The sequence below is a fragment of the Acinetobacter sp. GG2 genome (assembly GCF_000292385.1).
Taxonomy (GTDB): domain Bacteria; phylum Pseudomonadota; class Gammaproteobacteria; order Pseudomonadales; family Moraxellaceae; genus Acinetobacter; species Acinetobacter seifertii.
The window spans coordinates 64,454-88,603 of the sequence record NZ_ALOW01000035.1 but is presented as its reverse complement, the minus strand read 5'-3'; the positions used below and the strand labels follow the sequence as shown (position 1 = coordinate 88,603).

The window sequence follows — 24,150 nt, the reverse complement described above, 5'->3', positions numbered from 1 at the left end:
TTTTTTATTCTCAAATAACTGCCTTAGCTGTTGGTTATTCTTAGTTTTAAATCACTTAGTATTGGTCTTATTCGACTTTCGGTCAAAAGATCAACCAATCCCCCACAAGATTGTGTTTTTGTCATATAATTTAGCCCGCTAGCTAACAGCCCGCTCAAGAGATTTTCTGGTATGACAACGATTATCAAACAAGATGACTTGATTACATCAATCAAGGACGCCCTACAGTTTATTTCGTACTATCACCCGCAAGACTTTATCCAAGCGATGAGCCGTGCTTATGATCGCGAAGAAAACAAAGCTGCAAAGGATGCAATTGCACAGATTTTAATTAACTCTCGCATGTGTGCGGAAGGTCATCGTCCAATTTGCCAAGATACTGGTATTGTTAACGTTTTCCTTGAAGTGGGCTTAGATGTTAAATTCGATTTAACAATGAGCTTAGACGATGCGGTAAACGAAGGTGTTCGCCAAGGTTACCTTGAAAACAGCAACGTTCTTCGTGCATCTGTACTTGCTGACCCTGCATTTGGTCGTAAAAATACAAAAGACAACACCCCTGCTGTTATTCACTACAAACTCGTACCGGGTAACAAAGTAGATATTACTGTTGCTGCTAAAGGTGGCGGTTCAGAAAACAAATCTAAACTTGCGATGCTTAACCCATCTGACTCGATTGTTGACTGGGTACTTAAAACTGTTCCGACTATGGGTGCAGGCTGGTGTCCTCCTGGTATGCTCGGTATCGGTATTGGTGGTACTGCTGAAAAAGCCATGATGCTTGCGAAAGAAGCACTCATGGAAGAAATCAACATGGACGAATTACTTCGCCGTGGACCAGAGAACAAAATCGAAGAACTTCGTATCGAAATCTTTGAAAAAGTAAATGCTCTTGGTATTGGTGCTCAAGGTCTTGGCGGTTTAACCACTGTTCTTGATATTAAAATCAAAGATTACCCATGTCATGCTGCGGGCAAACCAGTTGGTATGATTCCTAACTGTGCTGCGACTCGTCATGCTCACTTCCAGCTTGATGGTACAGGCGTAGCTCATATTCAAGCACCAAAACTTGAAGACTACCCTTCAGTCACTTGGGACTCTTCACAGTCTAAACGTGTAAACCTTGATACCATTACTCAAGAAGAAATGGATTCTTGGAAACCGGGCGACACATTACTTCTTAGCGGTACAATGTACACAGGTCGTGATGCGGCACACAAACGTATGGTTGAAATGATCGACAATGGTGAAGAATTACCAGTTGACCTTAAAGGTAAATTCATTTACTACGTTGGCCCAGTTGATCCTGTGGGTGATGAAGTTGTTGGTCCTGCTGGTCCTACAACTGCAACACGTATGGACAAATTCACACGTAAAGTACTCGAGCATACTGGTCTATTCGGTATGATTGGTAAAGCTGACCGTGGTCCTACAGCAATTGAAGCGATCAAAGACAACAAAGCAACTTACCTTATGGCAGTTGGTGGTGCGGCTTACCTCGTATCTAAAGCTGTTCGTGAAGCTGAAGTTGTTGCCTTCGCTGACTTAGGTATGGAAGCAATCTACAAATTTGTAGTTGAAGATATGCCTGTATCTGTAGCGGTTGATGTAAACGGTACATCAATTCACGCAGTGGCCCCAAAAATCTGGCAAGCGAAAATTGGAAAAATTCCAGTAATCGATGCCGCAGCAGGCTAATCAAGAAAAGCACCGAATTCGGTGCTTTTTTTATGCCTTATAATTTTTTTTGGAAATTGAAAAGAATTGTAACAATTAGTTCGCTAATCTATGTTATTAATAAATACACCCACCCGCCATATATTGCATATAGGTCATTTCATGACTATCCGCCCTATTCTTAAAAATCTCTCAATCAGCCTGTGCCTAAGCTGTATTACAACAAGCTTGTTTGCCTCTCCTGCGAAATTAAGCTCAGTAAAAGAACTCATGCAAATGAGCCAAATTGATTATTTACTGAAAGAATCAATTAATGAATTAACGCCTTATTATGATCAACAAGCTGAACAGATCATCACTAATATTACGGGCATCAAAACTTTAGGTCCGAAAGAAAAAGAGGCCGCCAAAAAGTTAGGCTTACTTTTAAAAGATTCGAGTAACCAGCTCATTAGTAGCCCAAAAACCACGCAAGCCTTACAAGATATTTATTTAAAGACATATACTGAAGAAGAAATTCAGGCAAATCTGAAATTTTTAAAAACCCCAGAAGGTCAATCAATTACGCGTAAAAACGTACAGATTATGGGGCAAATTTCAGAATACATGATGGAGTTGGGACAACAAACCTTTAATGACCCTAAAGCACGTGATCATATGCAAGAAGAGATGCTTAAAATTATTGCACCACTCATGAAAGATAAAGAAAAGTCTTAACTTTTCTTTATCCTTTGTAGGCCATTACCACGTTAAAGGGTTCCACAACTTAAATGGTTTAATCAGATGGACATCTGATTTTTCATCATATTTGGCTGGTTTTAGCTCTTGCGGTTTATGTCGAATCTTTCCTGAAGCATCTTCAGCAACAAAATTGTAGCTAGAAGATTTAAGCTCCGTAAAAGCAATCTCTCTACGTCCAATGTTGTCTTGCATTAACATAAATGGGCCAGTGTGTTCACCGCGGTCCATTTTGTTTTCTTCATCGTATTTTAAATAATAAGATGTTCCTGCATCGACCGTAATATCAATATATTTTGGCTCTTGAAAATGAATACCTAATAAAGGCCGACTTGCAGAAATACGATAACTTCCTGCTGGCAGTTCAATCCAGTAATAATGGTTATGCAATAAGCTTGGAATTCGTTTGCCATTTACAAATAAATTAATTGCTGCAATTTCCTGACGGTTCCATTTGGTATCTGGCCGATAGAGATAGACTACTGCTGCATGTTCATTTTGCGGTTTAATCTGTACAAATGTCTGACCTAGTTTTTGGTTGACCCATCCCCCCATGCTAAAACCACCCACATGGTATTGATCAAATACACCAGGTGCTTTATCAACATCAACTTTAGGTAAAGTCGCAGTCAGCTCAGCTGGATTCTTTGCCAAGTGTGATGAACTCTGGCAACCCGCAAGTAATGCGGTACAACTTAATGCAATAATTAAATAACGCATGACATCCCTCAAAGCGTTTTCTTTTGATTTTTCTATATCGCAAAACTATGCGCATTTTGTTTTTTTAGATTAACACCACCTACATGAATTGAAAACAAAAAAAGCATGAATCACTCGCGCGATTCATGCTTTTTAGATGAATGAAATCTAAGCAGACTTCGAATCAATTACTTTTAAATCTGCCTTAGCAACACTTTCATGAGTTGCTGTTTCTTTAGGCTGACGTTCTGGCTTGTAAACAGGTTCAGCTTCACCATTAATCACTGCTTCATTAATGAAAACTGTTCCTACATCTGTACGGCTTGGTAAGTCATACATTGTTTCAAGTAAAACATTTTCCAAAATCGAACGTAGACCACGAGCTCCAGTATTACGCTCAAGCGCTCGCTTAGCAACTGCACGTAAAGCTGAATCTTCAAATACAAGGTCAACATTTTCCATGTTGAACAAGTATTGATACTGGCGAGTTAATGCATTTTTTGGTTCTGTCAAAATTTGCATTAATGCTTCTTCATCAAGCTCTTCAAGCGTCGCAATAACTGGTAAACGGCCAATAAACTCTGGAATTAAACCAAATTTCACTAAGTCAGTTGGCTCAACTTGACGGAACAATTCAGCAATTTTCTTGCTTTCATCTTTTTTCTTCACGTCAGCTGTAAAGCCAATTCCGCCTTTTTCTTGGCGCTGTTGTACAATTTTTTCCAGTCCAGCAAATGCGCCACCACAAATAAATAAGATATTTGAGGTATCAATTTGAATGAACTCTTGCTGCGGATGTTTACGTCCACCTTGTGGCGGAATTGAAGCTACAGTACCTTCAATCATCTTAAGCAATGCTTGTTGTACACCTTCACCAGAAACGTCACGCGTAATCGACGGATTTTCAGATTTACGTGTAATCTTGTCGATTTCATCGATATAGATAATGCCCTTTTGAGCTTTTTCTACATCGTAATCTGCTTTTTGCAAAAGCTTTTGTACAATATTTTCAACGTCTTCGCCGACATAGCCCGCTTCGGTTAAAGTGGTCGCATCTGCCATCGCAAATGGAACATCTAATAAACGAGCCAATGTTTGAGCAAGTAATGTTTTACCTGAACCAGTAGGTCCAATCAGTAGAATGTTACTTTTAGCAATTTCCACATCTTTAGACACATGACCAGATTGCCCGACTTTCAAACGTTTATAATGGTTATAAACGGCAACAGATAATGTCTTTTTGGCAAGATCCTGACCAATCACATATTGATCAAGCGCAGCACGTATTTCATGCGGTTTTGGCAATGCCTTGCTCGCCCAGTCACCTGCTTCAACCTGTTGGCTGGTTTGTACAAGGTCTAAGCAGACATCTACACACTCATTACAAATATATGCGTCCTCGCCCGCAATCAGTTTCCCGACTTCAGACTGCGTTTTACCGCAAAATGAACAATGTTTTTGTCCTTGAGGATGTTCGGACATATTCTCTCCACAAATAGAATCTTAAATATGAGGGCAAGCAATAGAGCTAAATGACTATATGGAGGCGTTTTCCAACAACTCAAGCCACTTAAAAACTCCCCTTATGGACGCTTACTTAATACCTGATCGACTAAGCCATATTCTTTTGCTGCTTGTGCAGTCATAAAGTTATCACGATCAGTATCACGGGCAATCGTGTCATAGTCTTGACCACTGTGTTCTGCCATCAAACGATTCAAGCGTTCTTTAATAAATAGAATTTCACGAGCGTGAATTTCAATGTCTGATGCCTGACCACGGAACCCACCTAATGGTTGGTGAATCATTACACGTGCATTTTCAAGGCAATAGCGTTTACCTTTAGCACCAGCATTTAATAAGAATGCGCCCATAGATGCAGCCTGCCCCATACAGTATGTTACTACATCAGGTTTGATAAATTGCATCGTGTCATAAATCGCCATACCAGCAGTTACCGAACCACCTGGCGAGTTAATATAAAGATGAATATCTTTATCTGGGTTTTCAGCTTCTAAGAACAACATTTGAGCAACAATCAAATTTGCCATGTTGTCTTCAACTTCACCAGTTAGAAAAATGACGCGCTCACGTAAAAGTCGTGAATAAATATCAAAAGAACGTTCGCCGCGAGAAGATTGTTCAACCACAACAGGAACTAAAGCATTTTCAATTGTTGGAACATACATACGTTATTTATTCCTAAATTTTTTGTGACTTAACCTATGGCAACAATATGCGGGATAATTTCTCAAATTGCAAAAGGTTCGCACTGAAATATTATATTATTTATACCTAAGTACTGCATGGCGTACTCAAATTAACCACATACCAAAAAATGAAAAAGGCGCCTATAGCGCCTTTTCCAGATTTCTCAAAAGATTAGCCCATACGGCGAGCTTGTTGTTCTTTCAATAAATCTTCGTAAGATACTGCTTTGTCAGACACTTTAGCTGCAGCTAAGATGTGATCAACAACTTGATCTTCTAACACAACAGCTTCAATTTGTTGACGTTGTTGAGCATCATTTTTGAAGTATTCGATCACTTCAGTTGGATCTTCATAAGAAGAAGCCATGTCGTCGATGTAAGCATCAACACGTGATTGGTCAACTTCAAGTTTAGCATCAGCTAATACTTTGCTTACTAAGATACCAAGCTTAACTGAACGCTCTGCTTGCTCTTTGAACAATTCGTCAGGAAGCATGCTCTTGTCGAAAGATTGAGCGCCAGCACCGCCAAATTGTTGAGTGAACTGTTGAACCATTTGTTGACGTTGACGGTCAATTTCTTGAGCAACCATTGCAGTTGGGACTTCAACTTCGTTAGCAGCAACAAGAGCATCAAATGCAGCTTGTTTAACTTGGTTACGTAAACCATTGCGAACTTCACGTTCCATGTTTTTACGAACGTCAGCTTTTAATTTTTCAACGCCTTCTTCTTCAGTAACACCGAAGATTTTCAAGAATTCAGCATCAATCTCTGGAAGTTTAGGTTTTTCAACTTGCTTCACAGTGATTTTGAATTGAGCTGCTTTACCAGCTAAGTTCTCAGCTTGGTAATCTTCAGGGAAAGTTACATCAATTACTTTCTCTTCACCAGCTTTCATGCCAACGATGCCGTCTTCGAAGCCAGGAATCATACGACCTGAACCTAACACAAGTTTAAAGTCTTCAGCAGAACCGCCTTCGAACTTTTCACCGTCGATAGAACCTTCGAAGTCAAAAGTCACTTGCATGTCTTTTTTCGCCATACCCTTGGTCACAGCCCAAGTTTGACGTTGTTTTTGCAAGTTTTCGATCATAGTGTCAACGTCAGCGTCTTTAATTTCAGCTGTTTTACGTTCAACTTCTAAACCGTCAAATGCTTTTACTTCAACTTCAGGATAAACTTCTACAGTTGCTTCAAAAACTAAAGCATCTTCTTTATGTTCAACTTTCTCAATGTTCGGCATACCTACCGCATTGATTTTTTCTTGTTGAATCGCTTCAAATACGCTGTCACGAATGATGTCATTCACAACTTCTTGATAAATACTTGCACCGTATTCGCGACGAACAACGTTTGCAGGTACTTTGCCTGGACGGAAGCCGTTGATCTTCACAGTTTTGGCAGTGCGCTTCAAACGAGCTTCAAATTGCTCGTTAACACGGCTCGTCGGTACAGAAACATTTAAACGACGGGCAACGCCCGAAACCGCTTCAGTCGTTACTTGCATGGCTTCCTCGATAAAAATTAGTTAGTAGGAACAGTTTTTAAAAAAGTGCTGTATTATATGACAACTTTCAAGATATACAAAATTAACCGATCAGATCAGTAAATTGAAGGCCGTTTTTTCAGTAAATTTCACAATAATTTTATGATTTTTTAATTTTTTTTAACTCAATCTTAAGCCAAAGTAATTTTTTAGTTATTCTTCATAAATCTAAAATTACAATTAATTTACCAATAATTATCGTTTTTCATAAAAATTAATAATAATTAATTAATTAGCAATTTTTAGCGACAAAACCCGATTAAATCTTTCATATTTTCTTCACAATCCTATCGACAAAACCAATTAACACAAACTGTACATATAAATAAGAATTATTATTATTCGCATAACGTTTTGTATTTAAGTCCTGAAAGTCATGTCATTGATTAGAACACGTAAAAAAATTGTTTCATCTGCAATCGCATCATCCCTTTCTATGATTGCAACAACTGCAATGGCGCAAGAAACTATTTCCCAATTACCAACCATTCATACTCAAGCAACTCACGAAGAATCTTTAAAAGTAGATGAGTCGGCAAATTCAAAATTAGTTGCTCCCCTTTTAGATACTCCAAAATCCGTTTCTATTCTTTCTCAAAAATTAATTAAAGATTCAAACTCTAACACCCTACTCGAAGCTTTACGCTATGAACCAGGTATTACATTAGGTGCAGGTGAAGGCGGTACTCCATTTACCGATATGCCATATATTCGTGGCTATAGCGCTCAATCATCTGTTTATGTCGATGGTGTTCGTAATTCAACTTCTCAAAATCGCGACATGTTCGCTATTGAGCAAGTTGAAGTCATTAAAGGTTCTTCTTCTGCGCTTGGCGGCGGTGGTAGTGTTGGAGGTAGTATTAATCTAATCCCTAAAGTCGCCCATGAAGGTGATGTTTACCAAGGTAGTGTTCAAGGTGGCACCGACAACTATCGCCATATCCAGCTTGATGCAAACAAAGACTTTGGTAATGGCATTGCTGGTCGTGTTGTTGTTATGGGTCATGAAAACGAAAAAGCTGGTTCAAACAACGGTGCGGAATATGCTCGCGCTGGTATTGCTTCAAGTCTTGCATTTGGCCTAGATACAGCAACTCGTGGAACACTGAGCTACTACTATTTACGTAGTAATGATGAACCAGATGCAGGTATTCCCTTCCTTCCTGTTGGTGGGAAACCAATTGATGTAAAACAAGGCACATACTACGGTTGGAAAGCTCGTGATTTTGATAAACGTGAAAACCATATCGGCACGTTTAAATTAGAACAAGATCTTGCTGATGATTTAACATTATCAAACACGATGTCTTATACAAAATCTAAATCAGATTACATCTATACCAATGCCGATGATTCAAAAGGCAATGTAACGAAAAACGGTACTATTTCGCGTCGTGCTTTAAGTCGTATTGTAGACACAGATGGTTATAGCGATCAGCTTGCATTAAAAGGTAAATTCAATACAGGTGCGCTTAAACACTCTTTTAATACAGGTGCCGAGTGGAGCTACCAACAATCAAATCAAGGTGTTTATACGTTTACTGATGCCTCTGGCACCACATCAACAGTACATAACACCAGTTGTCCTGTAAGCAGTGCGCTTTCGAATGGCTGGTGTACTTCAGTAGACAATCCAATGAATGGAGCATTTACTGATACTTTAGGTACCATTAAAAATCAATATACAACTCGCAGCCGTACTGTTTCTCTTTATGCATTAGATAGCATCGAATTTAATCCGCAATGGCTTTTAAATTTGGGTGTACGTTGGGATAAATTCGAAACTGAGCGTAAATATAATAAAAATATTTATAAAACTGTGGGAGGAACTAACGGTAATTACTCAAATGACATCAGTATTGCAGCTGGTCAGAAATTCGAAAATGATAGTGACTATTTCTCTTATCAAGCTGGCTTAGTCTACAAACCAACTGAAAATGGTAGTATCTATGCAAGTTTCGCAACTTCTGCAAACCCAGTTGGGGTAGACCAAGGTGATGGTGCAGATGCCTTATCCACTTCTTCTCAACAAGCAAATGATTTATCTCCAGAAAAAGCACGTACTTTCGAAGTTGGTACTAAATGGGATCTCTTCAATAATCGTGCAAACTTAACAGCTGCTATTTTCCGTACCGAGAAACAAAATACTCGTATCGCTATTGATGCCAATACCACAACCAATGCTGGTGAAAGTAAAGTTGATGGCTTCGAAGTTGGGTTCAACGGTAAAGTAACTGACAAATGGGATGTTTCTGCGGGTTATAGCTATTTGGATAGTGAACTGACAAAAGCGGCTTATAACGCAGTTGCTCAAGAAGGCAAACCTCTGCCATTCGTCGCTAAAAATAGTGCGACATTGTGGTCTACTTATCGAGTACTACCTAAGTTAACTCTAGGTGCTGGTGCCGAGTATCGTGATAAAGTATTTACCAATACAAATACTGGCACAACAATGCTTGAAGACAAATATTTGCCAACATATACCATTTACAATGCTATGGCTAAATACGATGTCAACAAGAACGTAAACTTACAGCTTAATATCAATAACATTTCTGATAAACGCTATTTTACAAGTGCTCACCCAGCTCACTATGCATTTGAAGGCAATGGTCGTAACGCCGTTTTAGCCATTAACTTTAAATACTAAAACTTAATTCCATAATTTATTTATGGTATTAATTAAAGCAGATATAAAGATAGCCTCGTAATGAGGCTATCTTTATAAATAAAGTATCTACTTAAAAGGTGTTTGCTGTGATTCATCATATCCCCAATGTTTTAAGCAAAGAGCAAGTTGCCGAGTTTCGCAAGCTCATGAAAGAGGCAAATTGGGTAGGTGGTAAAGTAACTGCCGGCACTTTGTCTGCCTCCGTTAAAAGAAATCAACAACTCTCTGAACAAGACCCGCTTACACATCACTTAAGTGATATTGTCATTAAAGCAATTTGGCAAAATCCTGTGTTTCAAGCAGCAGCCCTTCCCCACAAAATTATTCCACCACTGTTTAACCGTTATGACGAGTATGAAAGTTTTGGTTTCCATGTAGATAACTCAATTCGTCTTATACGTGGGACTTCAGAACAGCTACGTACCGATTTATCTTGTACCTTATTTCTAAGCGAACCTGATGAATATGAAGGCGGCGATCTGGTCATTGAAGATACTTATGGCTATCACGAAGTTAAATTACCAGCGGGCGATGTCGTACTCTACCCTTCTACGAGCTTGCATGAAGTCAGTAGTATTACATCAGGTACTCGTTTTGCCTCTTTTTTCTGGGTGCAAAGTTTGGTTCGCGATGATAGTAAACGCCATCTTTTATTTAACTTAGATGAAAGCATACGTGAACTACGTAAATCACATGGCGATAGTTATTCTGAAGTGATGAAACTGACTAATATTTATCATAATCTCATCCGTATGTGGTCAGAACTGTAACTCTATTTATTTTTGCCTTATTTAGTCTAATCAATTATTTTTATCTCAATAAGGCAAAATAATGAAAATTATTTTCCATAAAACATCAAACAACGCAAAATTAGAAAATTATTTTCTGAACACTGAAATTAAAATGAGTATAAGACTTTTGCACAACGTGTAATCATTGTTCAGATGTGGTATATCTAGACAAAGAGCATATTCGCAAACCACTAAACTTACTATTTCATGGTCTATAGATGAAAACGAATTACTTGTTTGCCCCGCCTATCCAAGCAAGACATCATCTCGAACTCCTGATGCTGCGCCTCGCGCGCGTATAATTTTTTCTCTGCATTTTAGAGCAGACCTTTTCAAATTCGCTTTAATTTTTCTGTATTAGATACCATATATAACTGTAGAACGTTGCCTTTCACACGATACCTAGAGCAACCGTGCTACGAGATAAGGAGTTTTCTCATGATGTTGGCTGACCCAAGCAAAAAATACCGCCGTATGTACCAGCGAGTCGATTTACCAGACCGCCAATGGCCAAATAATGAAATTACAAAAGCACCGATTTGGATGAGCACGGACTTACGTGACGGTAACCAAGCAATTTTTGAACCAATGAACATGGAACAAAAATTCAAAATGTTCAAAATGCTTGTAAAAATCGGTTTTAAGCATATTGAAATTGGCTTCCCTTCTGCATCTCAAATTGACTTCGATTTTACTCGTATGTTGATCGAAGAAAATCATATTCCTGATGACGTATATATTGAAGTTTTGGTGCAAGCACGTGATCATTTAATTGAACGCACTTTTGAATCTTTAGTAGGTGCTAAACGCGCAATCGTACATATTTATAACTCGAACTCTCCAACTTTCCGTCAGAAAGTATTGAATGTAGATGTAAATGGTGCGAAACAATTAGCAATTAATGCAGCTCAAAAAGTGAAAGAGTATGCAGCGCAATATCCTCAAACTGACTGGATTTTCCAGTACAGCCCAGAATGTTTCTCTGCAACCGAATTAGAAGTTGCTAAAGATGTTTGTGATGCTGTGACAGAAATCTGGGATGCTCGTCCAGAACATAAAGTGATTTTAAACTTACCTGCGACTGTCGAAGTTTCAACTCCAAATGTTTATGCAGACCAAATTGAATGGATGCATCGCAATTTGGCACGTCGTGATGGCGTGATCATTTCTGTTCACTGTCACAACGACCGCGGCTGTGGTATTGCAGCATCGGAACTTGCCATTATGGCGGGTGCTGATCGTGTCGAAGGTTGTGTTTTTGGTAACGGCGAACGTACTGGTAACGTTGACGTTGCAGCCATTGCATTGAACATGTATACCCAAGGTGTAGCGCCAGAGTTAGATTTCTCTAACATTAATGAAGTCATTGCAACAGTTGAAGAATGTACTGGCTTACCTGTACACCCTCGTCATCCATATGCAGGTGACTTGGTATTTACTGCATTCTCTGGTTCACATCAGGATGCAATCAAAAAAGGCTTCGAGTACCAGAAAAACGAAGAAATCTGGGATATGCCTTACTTGCCAATCGACCCGAAAGATTTGGGCCGCGACTATGATGCTGTCATTCGTGTAAATAGTCAGTCTGGTAAAGGCGGTATCGCTTACTTATTAGAATCAAACTACAACGTTGTATTACCGCGCCGTTTGCAAATCGAATTCAGTCAGGTTGTTCAACAATACGCTGATGAAAATGGTACAGAAATTAATGCCAAAGAAATCTGGACATTATTTAAAGACACATATGTTGATGTGAAAAACCAACATTACACGGTCAAACACTACAAGTTATCAGACATTAACGGTACTCAAATTATCGAACTTGATGTTGATGTCGAGGGTGAAACACAACAACTTCGTGGCGAAGGTAATGGTCCTATCTCTGCATTCTTAAACGCACTTCAATTACCAATTGACGTATTGAACTATGAAGAACGTAGTATTAGTTCAGGCGCAAATGCCAAAGCATTAACCTTAATTGAACTTCAAGTGAAAGGTACAGGTAGAGGCTCATTTGGTGCTGGCGTTCACGACAACACAGTCACCTCATCAATTGAAGCTATTATTGCATGTACCAACCGTTTGATTGATCAAGGTGTTCTAAGTACAGATCAGGTTGTTGCCGCCGCTGTTTAATTTAAAAAAACTCTTTTGAAAGGATACCTAGCTTGGTATCCTTTCTTTTTATTCCTGAAAGATTTAAAAGGCGAAATGTTCCCGTGTCTTTTCCAGCTGATTCAGTGGGGTTAGTCACTCCGCAAAAGTTCCAATTTGAAGAACCATTACATCTTGAATGTGGCCGTGTTTTACCACGTTTTGAATTAATGGTTGAAACTTACGGCACTTTAAATGCAGATAAATCAAATGCCATTTTAATCTGTCACGCCCTTTCCGGACATCATCATGCAGCGGGTTATCACCACGAAGATGATAAAAAAGCTGGATGGTGGGATAGCTGTATTGGCCCGGGTAAAGCAATTGATACGAATAAGTTCTTTGTAGTTTCGCTCAATAATATTGGTGGCTGTAGTGGGTCGACAGGTCCAACTTCGCCAAACCCTGAAAATGACAATCGCCCTTATGGACCAGATTTTCCATTAGTAACGGTACGCGACTGGGTTAAGACTCAAGCCATGCTTTCCGACCGTTTGGCTGTAGATGTCTGGTATGCGGTTGTTGGTGGATCATTAGGGGGCATGCAAGCACTACAATGGTCTGTAGACTACCCTGACCGCCTGCAAAAATGTGTGATTATTGCCAGCGCACCAAAACTTTCAGCACAAAATATTGCATTTAACGAAGTGGCACGTCAGTCGATCTTGTCTGATCCAGACTTCCACCATGGTCGTTACTTAGAAAATGATAGCTATCCGAAACGCGGACTAATTCTGGCTCGTATGGTCGGCCATATCACCTATCTTTCTGAAGAAGCGATGAAACAAAAATTTGGCCGTGATTTAAAATCAGGCAAATTTATGTACGGTTTTGATGTCGAGTTTCAGGTTGAAAGCTATCTGCGTTATCAAGGTGAACAGTTCAGCCGTAACTTTGATGCCAATACTTACCTCATTATGACCAAAGCTTTGGATTATTTCGATCCTTCACGCGAATACGGTCATTCACTTACAGAAGCAATGGGTAAAACCAAATGTCAGTTCCTCATCGTTTCATTCACAACTGACTGGCGTTTTGCACCAAGCCGCTCTCAAGAAATAGTAGACGCGCTTATTACCAATCATAAGCCGGTCAGTTACCTTGATATTGATGCTGAACAAGGTCATGACTCGTTTTTATTTCCGATTCCCCTGTATGTCAAAACCATGCGCGCTTTCCTAGGCGGTGAAGAACATTTAAAATCGACATCACTGGAGGCAAGCTAATGCGTATTGATCAACAACTGGCAGAAAAGTGGATTAAACCCGGCTCAAGCGTGCTCGATTTAGGGTGTGGTGATGGTGAATTACTCGCTCATATGAGCCAAAAACATCAAATTCGTGCTTATGGTTTAGAAATTGATCAAGAAAAGATTGCAATTGCCGTCAGTCGCGGGTTAAATATTATTCAACAAGATTTGAATCTCGGTTTAAGCCGCTTTGCTGACCAGTCTTTTGACTATGTGGTAATGGCACAAGCTTTGCAAGCCGTAGATGCACCCGATGTTTTATTAAGAGACATGGTGCGTGTAGGTAAACAGGCAATTATTACTTTTCCAAACTTCGCGCATTGGAAGACTCGCTCTTTTCTTGCATTAAAAGGAATGATGCCTGTGTCGGATGCTTTACCATATATGTGGTATAACACCCCGAACATTCATTTATGTACATTTAAAGATTTTGAAGCACTCTGTGCTGAAAATCAGATACAAATTATTAATCGACTCGCCGTCAATGGAAACCAGCAGGGAAGCCTGTTAAGCAAACATGTTCCGAATTTGTTTGGTGAAGTCGCTATTTATCGAGTGAGTGCACTATGAAAAAGACATTATTTAGCACACTATTTGCAGGACTGCTAAGTATGCAGGCTCATGCAGATTATATCGCCCAGCCACAATCGGTTGCGAGTCAGGCTGCACGTTTTTCAACAATGGGGGTAAGTGACCTTCAGAAAGCTGCAAAATCTGGTCAAGCAGGCGCACAGTTTTACCTAGGTACACACTACCAATATGGTAAAGATGTAGAAAAAGATGAGAAGCAAGCTTTCGCATGGTTTAAAGCTGCTGCTGACCAAGGTTTATCACCAGCACAGTTAAATGTAGGTCGTATGTACGCCGATGGTATTGGCGTTAAGAAAGATGAGTCTATGGCTCGTAAATACTTCGAAAAAGCAGCAAGCAACGGTGATAACCGTGCAAGCTATAATCTTGCGATGATGGAAGAGCAAAAGAAAAACTACGTTGGTGCTTACCAATGGTATGAGCTTTCAACTCGTGATGGCATGCTAGACAATAAAGTAATTAGTTTATCTGAAGGCAAGAAAACTGCGCTTGCAGCGAACTTAACACAAGAACAAATTCGTACAGCACGTGACCGCGCTGACAAATGGATCCAAGCACAATAATAACGGTTCATCTGTAAAAAACCTTACTCGACTAAAACCACCTTGTATGCTGTACAAGGTGGTTTTAGTTTTTATATTCTATTTATTTTCCTCTATATCCCCTCTTAAAAAACACGTAACATAACTCATGTTCGATATTAGCTATAAAGTTTGGTTTTATTATGTCTACCCCACATTGGTTTGATCAGGGCAGTTTAGTTCTTGCCAGCAATAACAAAGGTAAGGTCGCAGAGTTTGAAAAACTTTTTGAACAACTTAAGTTACCTGTAGAAATTATTCCTCAAGGTCGCCTTAATATTCCCGACGCCATTGAAGACGGCTTAAGCTTTATTGAAAATGCCATTATTAAAGCGCGTCATGCCTCTAAAATTTCAGGCAAACCTGCTATGGCTGATGACTCTGGTATTTGTGTTCCAGTTTTAGGTGGTGCACCTGGTATTTACTCTGCACGCTATGCTGGAGAACACGGTGACGATGCAGCGAACAATGCCAAATTATTAAATGATCTTTTACCATACCGTAAAAATGGTGAAGTGATTGAAGGCATGTTTGTGTGTGTACTTGCTCTAGTAACGCATGCGGAGGATCCATTACCACAAATTTTCCAAGGCATCTGGCACGGTGAAATTTTAGAAGCTGCACGTGGTGAAAATGGTTTTGGTTATGACCCATTGTTCTGGTTACCAGAGCTTCAAGTTTCTAGCGCTGAGTTGTCTAAAGAAGACAAGAATAAGATTAGTCATCGTGGACAAGCGATGCAGTTATTTAGAGAGAGCTTACAGAAGTAAGCTGATTATATAGCCACAATATGCCACGTTAAAACATATTAGATTTTGTATAGACAACCCTTACTTTTCAAAGATGAAAAGTAAGCAAAAATCTTTTGTTAGACTGATGGCACTTCCTTGTGCCACAGTCTAACTGGCGGCATCCATGCCGCCTTCGCACAAGCAAATGTGGGGAAGAAAATTTAAAATTAATTATAATACTACATGTAAAAACACTGCATAAATCGCAATACACACACAACTCACAATCGTCCCCGAAGCGATATAAGCCGCCGATCTCCCCGTTCCTTGATAATGTGTTTCTAGCGCTACAATATTGGCTGCTGGCGGCAGGCAGAACATTAAAAACATCACACCTATTTGCTGATTTATATTGGGAATGGGTAAAAATCTATACGCTACCCCACATAAAACAAAGCCACAGGCCACTTTAAATGCTTGAGCTTTGGTACTGTAAATTAAATCTTTTGCATAAACTCTGGTACGACGTAGCCACATTCCGAGCACACACATACCCGCAAAAGTCATCGCAAATTTAGCAATATCATAAATCCAGTGTATGGCAGGGTGTTCAATATGTTGAGCACCTAAAAGTCTGAGTACAACAGCGCAGAATATTGAAATACAAGGTGGAGAGGTTAAAACCTTTTTTAATATATTGAGCTTACTCTGTGGTTCCGTTGTTACGGCAGTCACACCCCAAGCATTGCCAAACAGTGACATTCCAATATATAAGGCGACTATTGGTGCAGTTGCTTTAGGGCCAAATAAAGCCATGGCAAAAGGAAAACCTAGCCATCCAATATTGGTATAACTTACGCAAAGCGCCAATAAACGGTCTTTAAATAAAGCCAAATAGGCAAAGAAAATAATAAACGCTGAGCCAAAACTAAAAAGCATTAAACTCAAGCTTCCAGATTGATAAAATACGATGTTGTAAATAATCACAATCGGAATCAGGAGTCGTGCAAGCCAAGCAGAAAGGATAGGTTTTATAGTTTCAGAGATAGAAGTTTGGGCAAGTAATAGTCCTGTGATAAATGCCAATATTGGCAATAGTAATCCCACGCTTTCCCCCACCTACACATCAAAAACAGTTTGTTATGCTACACCTTTTAATTTTGAAATGTATGACCGATTTCACCTAAATTTTCCTTAAGATTAAATGAACTGAACAGCAAATAACTTTATAAGAAATACTTTTAAAAATCTTATCTTGTCTAATTTACTTTAGATATTGTCTTAAAAATGAAATATAAGTGTCACATTCTTGTCATGGCAACCTGTTGAGATAAAGCGAACTAAAAAGAGGTATAAAATTATGGCCGGTTTATCTATTTGGCATGTGGTTATTTTCGCAATTGTCGTTATTTTATTGTTCGGTACATCTAAATTAAAAAATATCGGTAAAGATGTAGGCGGTGCAGTAAAAGACTTCAAAAAATCAGTTCGTGAAGAGGATGATGCTACATCTTTAAATACTCCTCGTACGATCGATGCACAAGTTAAAACATCTGAAAGCACTTCAGTGAAAAGCTAAAGGTTTCCCCCATGCTTGATGTAGGAATGACAGAGCTACTCTGTTTTGCAATTATTGCAATTTTAGTTTTAGGTCCAGATAAGCTTCCAGAAGCTGCACGCTTTGCTGGTCGTTGGTATGTTCGACTAAAACGATATATTACCAATTTGCAAAATGAGATTGATCAGGAGCTGCGTCTTTCTGAGTTCCGCAAAGAAATGCAAGAGGAACTTAATCGCATCGAAGCATTGGAACGGAAAGTACAACAACAGCTTGAAGAAATACAAAAACAGCAGACTTCTGAGCATTTAGAAGTTACTGAAAAACCGAAAACAACACAAAAGCCTATTCGGAAATGTATTCCTATATCAGAACAATACAAGGTCCCGTATGTTGCAAAAATTACGCCTTTAGTTCCTCAAACTGATATAGCCGAAACATCTCCTGTTGAATTGAAGATTGCCGTATGAACCAACTGCCTTCAACCACTGTAAATAGTCAAGAAAACCTAGACCAAATGCCAATCATGAATCATTTGGTCGTTTTAAGACGCCATTTATTCAGGATTGTAGGGGTAACATTATTCTTATTTTTTTGTTTACTACCCTTTCGAAATAATACTTACCAATTACTATCTGAGCCTTTAAGGTTACAACTTCCTGCATCATCGTCAATGATTGCAACAGATGTGACAGCAACCTTTATGGCACCTTTTAAATTAAATTTATTTGTCGCACTTGTGTTAGCCATGCCATTTATTCTTTATGAAATATGGTCTTTTGTTCGCCCAGCACTCTATCAAAAAGAACGCCATTTAGCACTTCCATTACTGGTTGGCAGTATTGTCCTATTTTATGCAGGGGTAGCTTTTGCTTATTACATTACCCTGCCTGCAATACTACATTTCTTTATTAGCGTTTCACCTGAAACGGTAGCACCAATGACCGACATTAATAGTTATTTAAGTTTCTGTTTAAAGCTATTTTTAGTGTTTGGTGTCACTTTTGAAATTCCTATCGCAACCTTAATACTGATTTTAATTGGCGTAGTAAATACTCAAAGTCTTGCTGAAAAGAGACGTTTTATTATTGTGGGATGCTTTTTTGTTGCCATGTTTATTACCCCACCAGATGCGATTTCAATGGTGATGTTAGCGATTCCGATGTGGTTACTTTTTGAAATAGGCTTACTCTTTGGAAGAATTCTTGAAAAGAGAAAAAGCCAGACTGCTGAATGATTTACAACTTTTCTTTAAAAGCCCAGATATTAAAATTTGGGCTTTTTATTTTTGAACATTTGTTTAAATCATCAAACTGTAAACTGTCTTCAAAGTGACTTAAAAATGTAAGAAAAGTGTCATTTCCAATCCATAGAATCAACTCAACAAATATATACACAAAAGTTACGGATTTATTATGACAACTGCTTCTAACCACCCAACACGTCGCGATATTTTAAAATGGTTTACGGGGATTCCTTTTCTTCCATTAGGTGCGATGGCTACGGCAGCAACGTTAGCAGGCTGTAATGACAGCAATAATGATTCAAATGTTGTTACTCCACCGCCAACAGTAAATTTTAAAAATGCAACCTTTACCTCAATGGCTGCACCTTCTTTAGCTAACCCAGCAGCAATGGCAACCACAACTGTCGGTTCAACCCTTTCAATCAGTTGGGAAGATGGCTCAAAAACTGACTATACATTAGCGTATAAGCCTTTCTTCACAACTGGCGATCTTGTGGCAGATGGTAAAGGTGGAAAAATTCTAGCGGGTGGTTATGTTGATATTAATAACCAGCCGATTATCGATAAATCAAAACCTGGTCAAGAACGTCAGTTCTTCTCTGATTGTCCAGATGGAAGCTCTTTAATTAGCTTTAAACAAGCAACAGGTCGTGATTTTACCGATGCAGACAAACAAGCTTTAGGTGTTACGGGTAACCCTGTATTTCACGTTGTTCAATTTGAATATACGACTCGTGACCAAAGTTTGCCGCCTATATCTATGTATGGCGTATTACCATCTCCAATTGCGATTTTAACTTTAGACCAAGACCCTAAAACTGGTCATTTAACGCTTATTAAATACCACAATGTCGATACTTCTAAAGTAAACGGTCTATGGATTACTTGTGGTGCAAGCTTATCTCCATGGGGAACTCACCTTTCTAGTGAAGAATACGAACCAGACGCAAACAACGTTGCTGGAAGCTATTTACCAGTATTTAGCAAAAACTTATTTGGTGATAGTACTAAAGGCAACCCTTACCACTACGGTCATTTACCAGAAGTAACTGTAAATACAGATGGTACGGGTTCAATCAAAAAACATTACTGTTTAGGCCGTATTTCACACGAACTTATTCAAGTTATGCCAGATAACCGCACTGCATTGATGGGTGATGATGCAACCAATGGCGGTTTATTCATGTTTGTTGCCGATAAAGAAAAAGACTTATCTGCGGGTACACTCTATGTGGCTAAATGGAAGCAAACCTCAGGTGTAGGCGCTGGTGCGGGTGATATTTCTTGGATTAACCTTGGTCACGCGACAAGTGCTGAAGTAAAGAGCTGGGCTGATCAATACAAGATTACCGACCTGATGGATGTAAAAACATCTGATCCAAAAGATGCAAGCTATACCAAAATCCGTTTTAGCGGCAAAGACAACTGGATCAAACTTGTACCAGGTAAAGAACGTGAAGCAGCTTTCCTAGAAACGCATCGTTACGCAGCTTTAGTTGGTGCAAGTATGGGTTTCACCAAGATGGAAGGTACAACTGTCAACATTAAAGACAAAATTGCATATTCTGCGATGTCTTACATCCAGACTTCTATGGTTGATAAAACTACTGATATTCAAGTGCAAGGTCCAAAAGCTGGTGCAGTTTATGCTCATACGTTAAAGGGTAGCCAAGTCGATAACAAAGGCCAGCTCATTAACAGTGAATGGGTATCAACTCACATGGAACCACCAGCAGCTTTAGTGGGTGAAGACCTAACTACTGCTGACGCTCTAGGTAACACTGCAAACGCAGATAAAATTGCCAACCCAGATAACCTTAAGTTCTCTGAAAACTTACGTACGCTCTTCATTGGTGAAGACAGTGGTATGCACGTAAATAACTTCTTATGGGCATATAACGTAGATACCAAACAATTAAGCCGTATTCTATCAACACCTGCTGGTGCTGAATCGACAGGTCTTCACGCGGTAGATGCGGTAAATGGCTGGACTTACATTATGAGTAACTTCCAGCACCCTGGTGACTGGGAAGCTCCATTACACGATAAAGTAAAAGCGACTCTTGATCCTCTTATTCGTGCAAACTTCAAGGATCGCTTTGCAGCAGCGGTTGGTTATATTACGGCTGATCCTCTAGCACCATCTGTTGTGAAAAAATAATTCTTACCACAACTCAAAAGAAACCTGCTTTATGCAGGTTTCTTTTACTGTATTTAAAGTTCATTTATTTCTGAAAGTTAAGAGGCACCTGCTGCTGTACAATTTGGCCGCTATGTTCGCCTTGCTGTGTCTTTTCCAACCAGATCCAGTCATGATTAGTCATTCTTAAAAAATTTGAACACCGGGTTCCATATACGGGGCTTTGAATAAAAGTCGATGATAGCAACTCTTCCATTTCTGGTTGAATACCCGTATTTGGTAACAGTGCTGTGGTGACTTTACGCTCATCTTCTAAAATATCCCATGCTGCATATTGCAAGCTTAACTCTTCTGTTTTCTGCTGATGCATAGGCAAAAACTCTTGCGTAAAACGTGTTCTTAAATGTCTGGTTTTCTCCCAGTGATCGGACATCAAACCATTCGAAACCACATACACGCCGTTAGCTAATACTTGAGGTGCTTCTCCGCGGTTACTCATATAAACCGCCTGATCAGCAGTTCCCATAAACAAGTTAAAACCAGCAAATTTCTGTTGCTGTTGTTCTAATTGCTGAGCAAAGCGAATCGGCAATAAATCAGACTCTAGAAAAGCCTGAACTAAATGCCCCCGAGAAGTTTCGTATTGTTGTTTATCACGTCCATCACGGAAATTAGTTAACACAGCCCATCGGCCCTGCGGCGTAACCCCCATCCAAGTACCACCTGACTGTAAATCTTGCCCTGCAATGATGGGTGTATGTTCCCATTGATGCAACAATGCAGTTGGTCGATGATAAAACTCATCACGGTTTGAAATAAGACACAAGGGCATATCATCCAGAACATGCCATGCTAAAGCCACAATACACATTGATTCTTGTTCCCTATGTTTACACATTGAATGTACAACATTTTTCACATCATTCCGCTACAATCTGTCAAAACGTAAGATCAAGGAGCAGCAATGCTGACCTATCCTAATATCGATCCGGTCGCAATACATCTAGGACCTCTTCAAGTCCATTGGTATGGACTCATGTATTTATTGGCATTTTTATGTGCTTGGGGACTTGCTTCCTACCGTGCCAAACAGCGTGATGGCTGGACATCGGACATGGTTTCCGATCTGGTGTTTTACGGCGCTCTAGGTGTTGTACTCGGCGGACGTATCGGCTATGTGCTTTTCTATGAGTTTGATAAATTCCTTGAAAACCCAATTTGGCTATTCCAAGTCTGGACTGGTGGTATGAGCTTCCACGGCGGCTTCTTAGGCGTCATGATTGCAATGCTATTCTGGTGTAAAAAATATCAAAAAACATGGTTCCAAACACTCGACTTTATTGCCCCTTGTGTACCGACAGGCTTAATGTTCGGACGCTTCGGTAACTTTATTGGTGGAGAGTTATATGGCCGTGCGGTTACAGATCCGAACTATCCATTTGGAATGATTTTCCCAACCGATCCATTACATTTGGTTCGCCACCCTTCTCAAATTTATCAAGCGCTTTGTGAAGGTTTAATTCTATTCATTATCTTATGGTGGTTTAGTTCAAAACCTCGCCCACGTATGGCCGTTTCATCACTATTCTTGATGGGTTACGGCGTTGCACGTTTTGTAATGGAATTCTTCCGTCAACCAGATGCCGACCAAGGTTTCATTTTATTTGGCTGGATGACTAAAGGTCAGATCCTTACCGTTCCAATGCTACTCATTGGCCTTTGGATGATGTGGTATGCCTATCAAAAGAAAATTTATGACTGGGGTCCTCAAAAGAACAGTTAACATCTAAATCAGAGGAGTTTCGGCTCCTCTTTTTTATGCTACAGTTTTTATCTCCCAAGAAAGAAGATTCGCCATGCTGGAATTCTGGTTTAACAAGCAAGTCCCGACTTTTAAAAAATTAATGATCTTAATTATTACCCTCTTAATCTGTATTGGGTTATATCAATATCAACCATTACCCTTAGATACTATTTTAATGTTTACAGGAACTGGGGTTATTTTTTTAATCTGCCGTTACTTTAAATTGCATTTTGCTCAAAGTAACCCGACTGGTTTACTTTACCGCCTATTTACGTGGGTGCCTATTGCCCTCTTGTTTGCACTTATTTTTGTAAAAACCATGCCTAACTTGCTGATCTGGGGCGTCCAAGGCATTGCATTTATGGCACTTGCTGCTTTTATTTTTTCACCACAATCGTTATTTAACAAATAGGCTCATTTTTTATGTTGGCTTATTGGTATAACGCACCACGTCACATCAAACTCATCTTTATTATTGTCGTTTGTGCTGCAATTTATGCAGCCAATCAAGTTCAGCCTTTATCGTCGACTTACACTGTTCTTAGCCTCGTGTTAGGGTTCGGGCTTCATTTCGGGCAATATTTACAAACAAAAATTCCAGAGCACAGCTCATATAAATCTAAACTCCAGTTTCTGCTTAGAATTTACCCTCTCATTATTGTTGCTATTGTGGTATGGATATTATCGCCTCAGCACAATTGGATCTTAACGATACAAGCTTTAGGCTTTGTACTGGTTGGATTTTTTCTTGTTTCAATTTATCAAAATCGTGCCAAGCGTTTTTAAGCATAGAGTTTAGCTCGTTTTTACTATTCCTAAAGCATGCTATTATCTTCCACGGTTTATTGATCCAGAAACCGTCTCCCTTTTATTTGATGGAATTAATCCGAATTCGAGAGTGTTATGCGTGCATATTTAGACCTACTACAACATATCCTTGATAATGGCGGTGACAAAGGCGACCGTACAGGCACAGGAACCCGTTCTGTATTTGGTCATCAAATGCGTTTTGATCTCTCTAAAGGTTTTCCTTTACTCACCACAAAAAAAGTTCACTTCCGTTCTATTGTGATTGAGTTACTTTGGTTTTTAAAAGGCGACACCAACGTCCAATATTTAAAAGACAATAAAGTTTCAATTTGGGACGAATGGGCAACAGCAGAACAAACAGCACGTTTTGGCCGTCCAGAACATGAACTAGGCCCAGTTTATGGTCATCAATGGCGTAATTTCGGCGCAACTAAAAATGCTGATGGTACTTATAACCAAGATGGTTTTGACCAAATTAAATGGTTAATTAACGAAATCAAAACTAACCCAAATTCGCGCCGTTTAATCGTTTCTGGTTGGAACCCGAATGAAGCTGGACAAGTTGCATTACCACCTTGCCACACACTCTTCCAATTTTTCGTACAAGACAACAAATTGTCATGCCAGCTTTATCAACGAAGTGCTGACGTATTCTTGGGCGTGCCATTTAATATTGCTAGTTATGCTCTACTCACTCATATGATTGCTCAAGTGTGCGGCTTAGGTGTAGGTGATTTTGTTTGGACTGGTGGCGATACACATCTTTATGCCAACCATTTTGAACAAGCACGACTACAATTAACCCGCGAACCATTACCACTTTGCCAATTAAAACTTAATCCGGAAGTTAAAAACCTTTTCGATTTCAAATTTGAAGATATCGAGATTGTAGGTTATGAGTCACATCCAGCAATTAAAGCACCAGTTGCAGTATAACAACGGCTTAAATTTCAT

Annotated in this window: 23 protein-coding genes; 17 read left to right on the top strand and 6 right to left on the bottom strand. The window is 39.4% G+C overall.

What is annotated here, in order from left to right; all coding sequences use genetic code 11:
• Positions 1 to 171 precede the first annotated feature (171 nt).
• Both B554_RS0110895 and B554_RS0110890 read left to right on the top strand, forming a co-directional pair.
• The gene (locus tag B554_RS0110895) at positions 172 to 1,698 is read left to right on the top strand and encodes a fumarate hydratase (protein WP_004883333.1); all 1,527 of its coding nucleotides are present in this window, start codon (positions 172 to 174) and stop codon (positions 1,696 to 1,698) included.
• Positions 1,699 to 1,839: 141 nt separating this feature from the next.
• Positions 1,840 to 2,394 carry a DUF2059 domain-containing protein gene (locus B554_RS0110890; protein WP_004698794.1) on the top strand — a complete coding sequence of 185 codons (555 nt, stop codon included), beginning with the start codon at positions 1,840 to 1,842 and terminating at the stop codon, positions 2,392 to 2,394.
• A gap of 24 nt (positions 2,395 to 2,418) precedes the next feature.
• Here the strand turns inward: B554_RS0110890 and B554_RS0110885 are convergent, their stop codons facing one another.
• The 4 genes from B554_RS0110885 to tig form a co-directional block, all read right to left on the bottom strand.
• Complete coding sequence (locus B554_RS0110885) at positions 2,419 to 3,135, bottom strand: DUF2846 domain-containing protein (protein WP_019458065.1); 717 nt, start codon at positions 3,133 to 3,135, stop codon at positions 2,419 to 2,421.
• 147 nt (positions 3,136 to 3,282) lie between these two features.
• A complete protein-coding gene (gene clpX / locus B554_RS0110880; RefSeq protein WP_002053318.1) occupies positions 3,283 to 4,596 on the bottom strand; it encodes an ATP-dependent Clp protease ATP-binding subunit ClpX in 1,314 nt (437 codons plus the stop codon).
• A gap of 101 nt (positions 4,597 to 4,697) precedes the next feature.
• A complete protein-coding gene (gene clpP / locus B554_RS0110875; RefSeq protein WP_000289452.1) occupies positions 4,698 to 5,303 on the bottom strand; it encodes an ATP-dependent Clp endopeptidase proteolytic subunit ClpP in 606 nt (201 codons plus the stop codon).
• 193 nt (positions 5,304 to 5,496) lie between these two features.
• A complete protein-coding gene (tig, locus tag B554_RS0110870) occupies positions 5,497 to 6,831 on the bottom strand; it encodes a trigger factor (protein ID WP_004698800.1) in 1,335 nt (444 codons plus the stop codon).
• A 415-nt stretch (positions 6,832 to 7,246) separates the two neighbouring features.
• Here tig and B554_RS0110865 point away from each other — a divergent pair, with 415 nt between their 5' ends.
• From B554_RS0110865 to rdgB, 7 genes are all read left to right on the top strand, one after another.
• Complete coding sequence (locus tag B554_RS0110865) at positions 7,247 to 9,520, top strand: TonB-dependent receptor (protein WP_019458064.1); 2,274 nt, start codon at positions 7,247 to 7,249, stop codon at positions 9,518 to 9,520.
• Positions 9,521 to 9,627: 107 nt separating this feature from the next.
• Entirely contained in the window at positions 9,628 to 10,311 is a 684-nt protein-coding gene (locus tag B554_RS0110860; RefSeq protein ID WP_004698804.1) for a Fe2+-dependent dioxygenase, read from the top strand.
• A gap of 459 nt (positions 10,312 to 10,770) precedes the next feature.
• The gene (gene leuA / locus B554_RS0110855) at positions 10,771 to 12,468 is read left to right on the top strand and encodes a 2-isopropylmalate synthase (RefSeq protein WP_004698805.1); all 1,698 of its coding nucleotides are present in this window, start codon (positions 10,771 to 10,773) and stop codon (positions 12,466 to 12,468) included.
• An 83-nt stretch (positions 12,469 to 12,551) separates the two neighbouring features.
• Positions 12,552 to 13,712 (top strand): homoserine O-succinyltransferase MetX, encoded by a 1,161-nt coding sequence (gene metX, locus B554_RS0110850; protein WP_019458062.1) that lies wholly within the window; start codon positions 12,552 to 12,554, stop codon positions 13,710 to 13,712.
• Entirely contained in the window at positions 13,712 to 14,305 is a 594-nt protein-coding gene (metW, locus tag B554_RS0110845; protein WP_001217230.1) for a methionine biosynthesis protein MetW, read from the top strand. The genes metX and metW overlap by 1 nt, the downstream gene beginning before the upstream one ends.
• The gene (locus tag B554_RS0110840) at positions 14,302 to 14,889 is read left to right on the top strand and encodes a tetratricopeptide repeat protein (protein ID WP_019458061.1); all 588 of its coding nucleotides are present in this window, start codon (positions 14,302 to 14,304) and stop codon (positions 14,887 to 14,889) included. The genes metW and B554_RS0110840 overlap by 4 nt, the downstream gene beginning before the upstream one ends.
• 161 nt (positions 14,890 to 15,050) lie before the next feature.
• Complete coding sequence (gene rdgB, locus B554_RS0110835; RefSeq protein ID WP_004698813.1) at positions 15,051 to 15,677, top strand: RdgB/HAM1 family non-canonical purine NTP pyrophosphatase; 627 nt, start codon at positions 15,051 to 15,053, stop codon at positions 15,675 to 15,677.
• Positions 15,678 to 15,869: 192 nt separating this feature from the next.
• Here the strand turns inward: rdgB and B554_RS0110830 are convergent, their stop codons facing one another.
• Positions 15,870 to 16,745 carry an AEC family transporter gene (locus tag B554_RS0110830; protein ID WP_019458060.1) on the bottom strand — a complete coding sequence of 292 codons (876 nt, stop codon included), beginning with the start codon at positions 16,743 to 16,745 and terminating at the stop codon, positions 15,870 to 15,872.
• A gap of 253 nt (positions 16,746 to 16,998) precedes the next feature.
• Here B554_RS0110830 and B554_RS0110825 point away from each other — a divergent pair, with 253 nt between their 5' ends.
• The 4 genes from B554_RS0110825 to B554_RS0110810 all read left to right on the top strand — a co-directional run bounded on the left by B554_RS0110825 (position 16,999) and on the right by B554_RS0110810 (position 20,603).
• The gene (locus B554_RS0110825; RefSeq protein WP_004698818.1) at positions 16,999 to 17,217 is read left to right on the top strand and encodes a Sec-independent protein translocase subunit TatA; all 219 of its coding nucleotides are present in this window, start codon (positions 16,999 to 17,001) and stop codon (positions 17,215 to 17,217) included.
• Positions 17,218 to 17,228: 11 nt separating this feature from the next.
• Positions 17,229 to 17,666 carry a Sec-independent protein translocase protein TatB gene (gene tatB, locus B554_RS0110820; protein ID WP_019458059.1) on the top strand — a complete coding sequence of 146 codons (438 nt, stop codon included), beginning with the start codon at positions 17,229 to 17,231 and terminating at the stop codon, positions 17,664 to 17,666.
• Complete coding sequence (gene tatC / locus B554_RS0110815; RefSeq protein ID WP_019458058.1) at positions 17,663 to 18,433, top strand: twin-arginine translocase subunit TatC; 771 nt, start codon at positions 17,663 to 17,665, stop codon at positions 18,431 to 18,433. The genes tatB and tatC overlap by 4 nt, the downstream gene beginning before the upstream one ends.
• A 178-nt stretch (positions 18,434 to 18,611) precedes the next feature.
• Positions 18,612 to 20,603 (top strand): PhoX family protein, encoded by a 1,992-nt coding sequence (locus B554_RS0110810; protein WP_019458057.1) that lies wholly within the window; start codon positions 18,612 to 18,614, stop codon positions 20,601 to 20,603.
• Positions 20,604 to 20,667: 64 nt separating this feature from the next.
• Here the strand turns inward: B554_RS0110810 and B554_RS0110805 are convergent, their stop codons facing one another.
• Positions 20,668 to 21,453 carry an NRDE family protein gene (locus B554_RS0110805; RefSeq protein WP_019458056.1) on the bottom strand — a complete coding sequence of 262 codons (786 nt, stop codon included), beginning with the start codon at positions 21,451 to 21,453 and terminating at the stop codon, positions 20,668 to 20,670.
• Positions 21,454 to 21,546: 93 nt separating this feature from the next.
• Here B554_RS0110805 and lgt point away from each other — a divergent pair, with 93 nt between their 5' ends.
• From lgt to thyA, 4 genes are all read left to right on the top strand, one after another.
• On the top strand, positions 21,547 to 22,365 hold the full coding sequence (gene lgt, locus B554_RS0110800) for a prolipoprotein diacylglyceryl transferase (protein WP_004698831.1): 819 nt from the start codon (positions 21,547 to 21,549) through the stop codon (positions 22,363 to 22,365).
• A gap of 73 nt (positions 22,366 to 22,438) precedes the next feature.
• Positions 22,439 to 22,798 carry a hypothetical protein gene (locus tag B554_RS0110795; protein ID WP_004710678.1) on the top strand — a complete coding sequence of 120 codons (360 nt, stop codon included), beginning with the start codon at positions 22,439 to 22,441 and terminating at the stop codon, positions 22,796 to 22,798.
• Positions 22,799 to 22,809: 11 nt separating this feature from the next.
• Positions 22,810 to 23,172: a hypothetical protein gene (locus B554_RS0110790; RefSeq protein ID WP_019458055.1), complete on the top strand. Its 363-nt coding sequence runs from the start codon at positions 22,810 to 22,812 to the stop codon at positions 23,170 to 23,172.
• Between the two features lie 117 nt (positions 23,173 to 23,289).
• On the top strand, positions 23,290 to 24,132 hold the full coding sequence (thyA, locus tag B554_RS0110785) for a thymidylate synthase (RefSeq protein ID WP_019458054.1): 843 nt from the start codon (positions 23,290 to 23,292) through the stop codon (positions 24,130 to 24,132).
• The last annotated feature ends 18 nt before the right edge of the window (positions 24,133 to 24,150 follow it).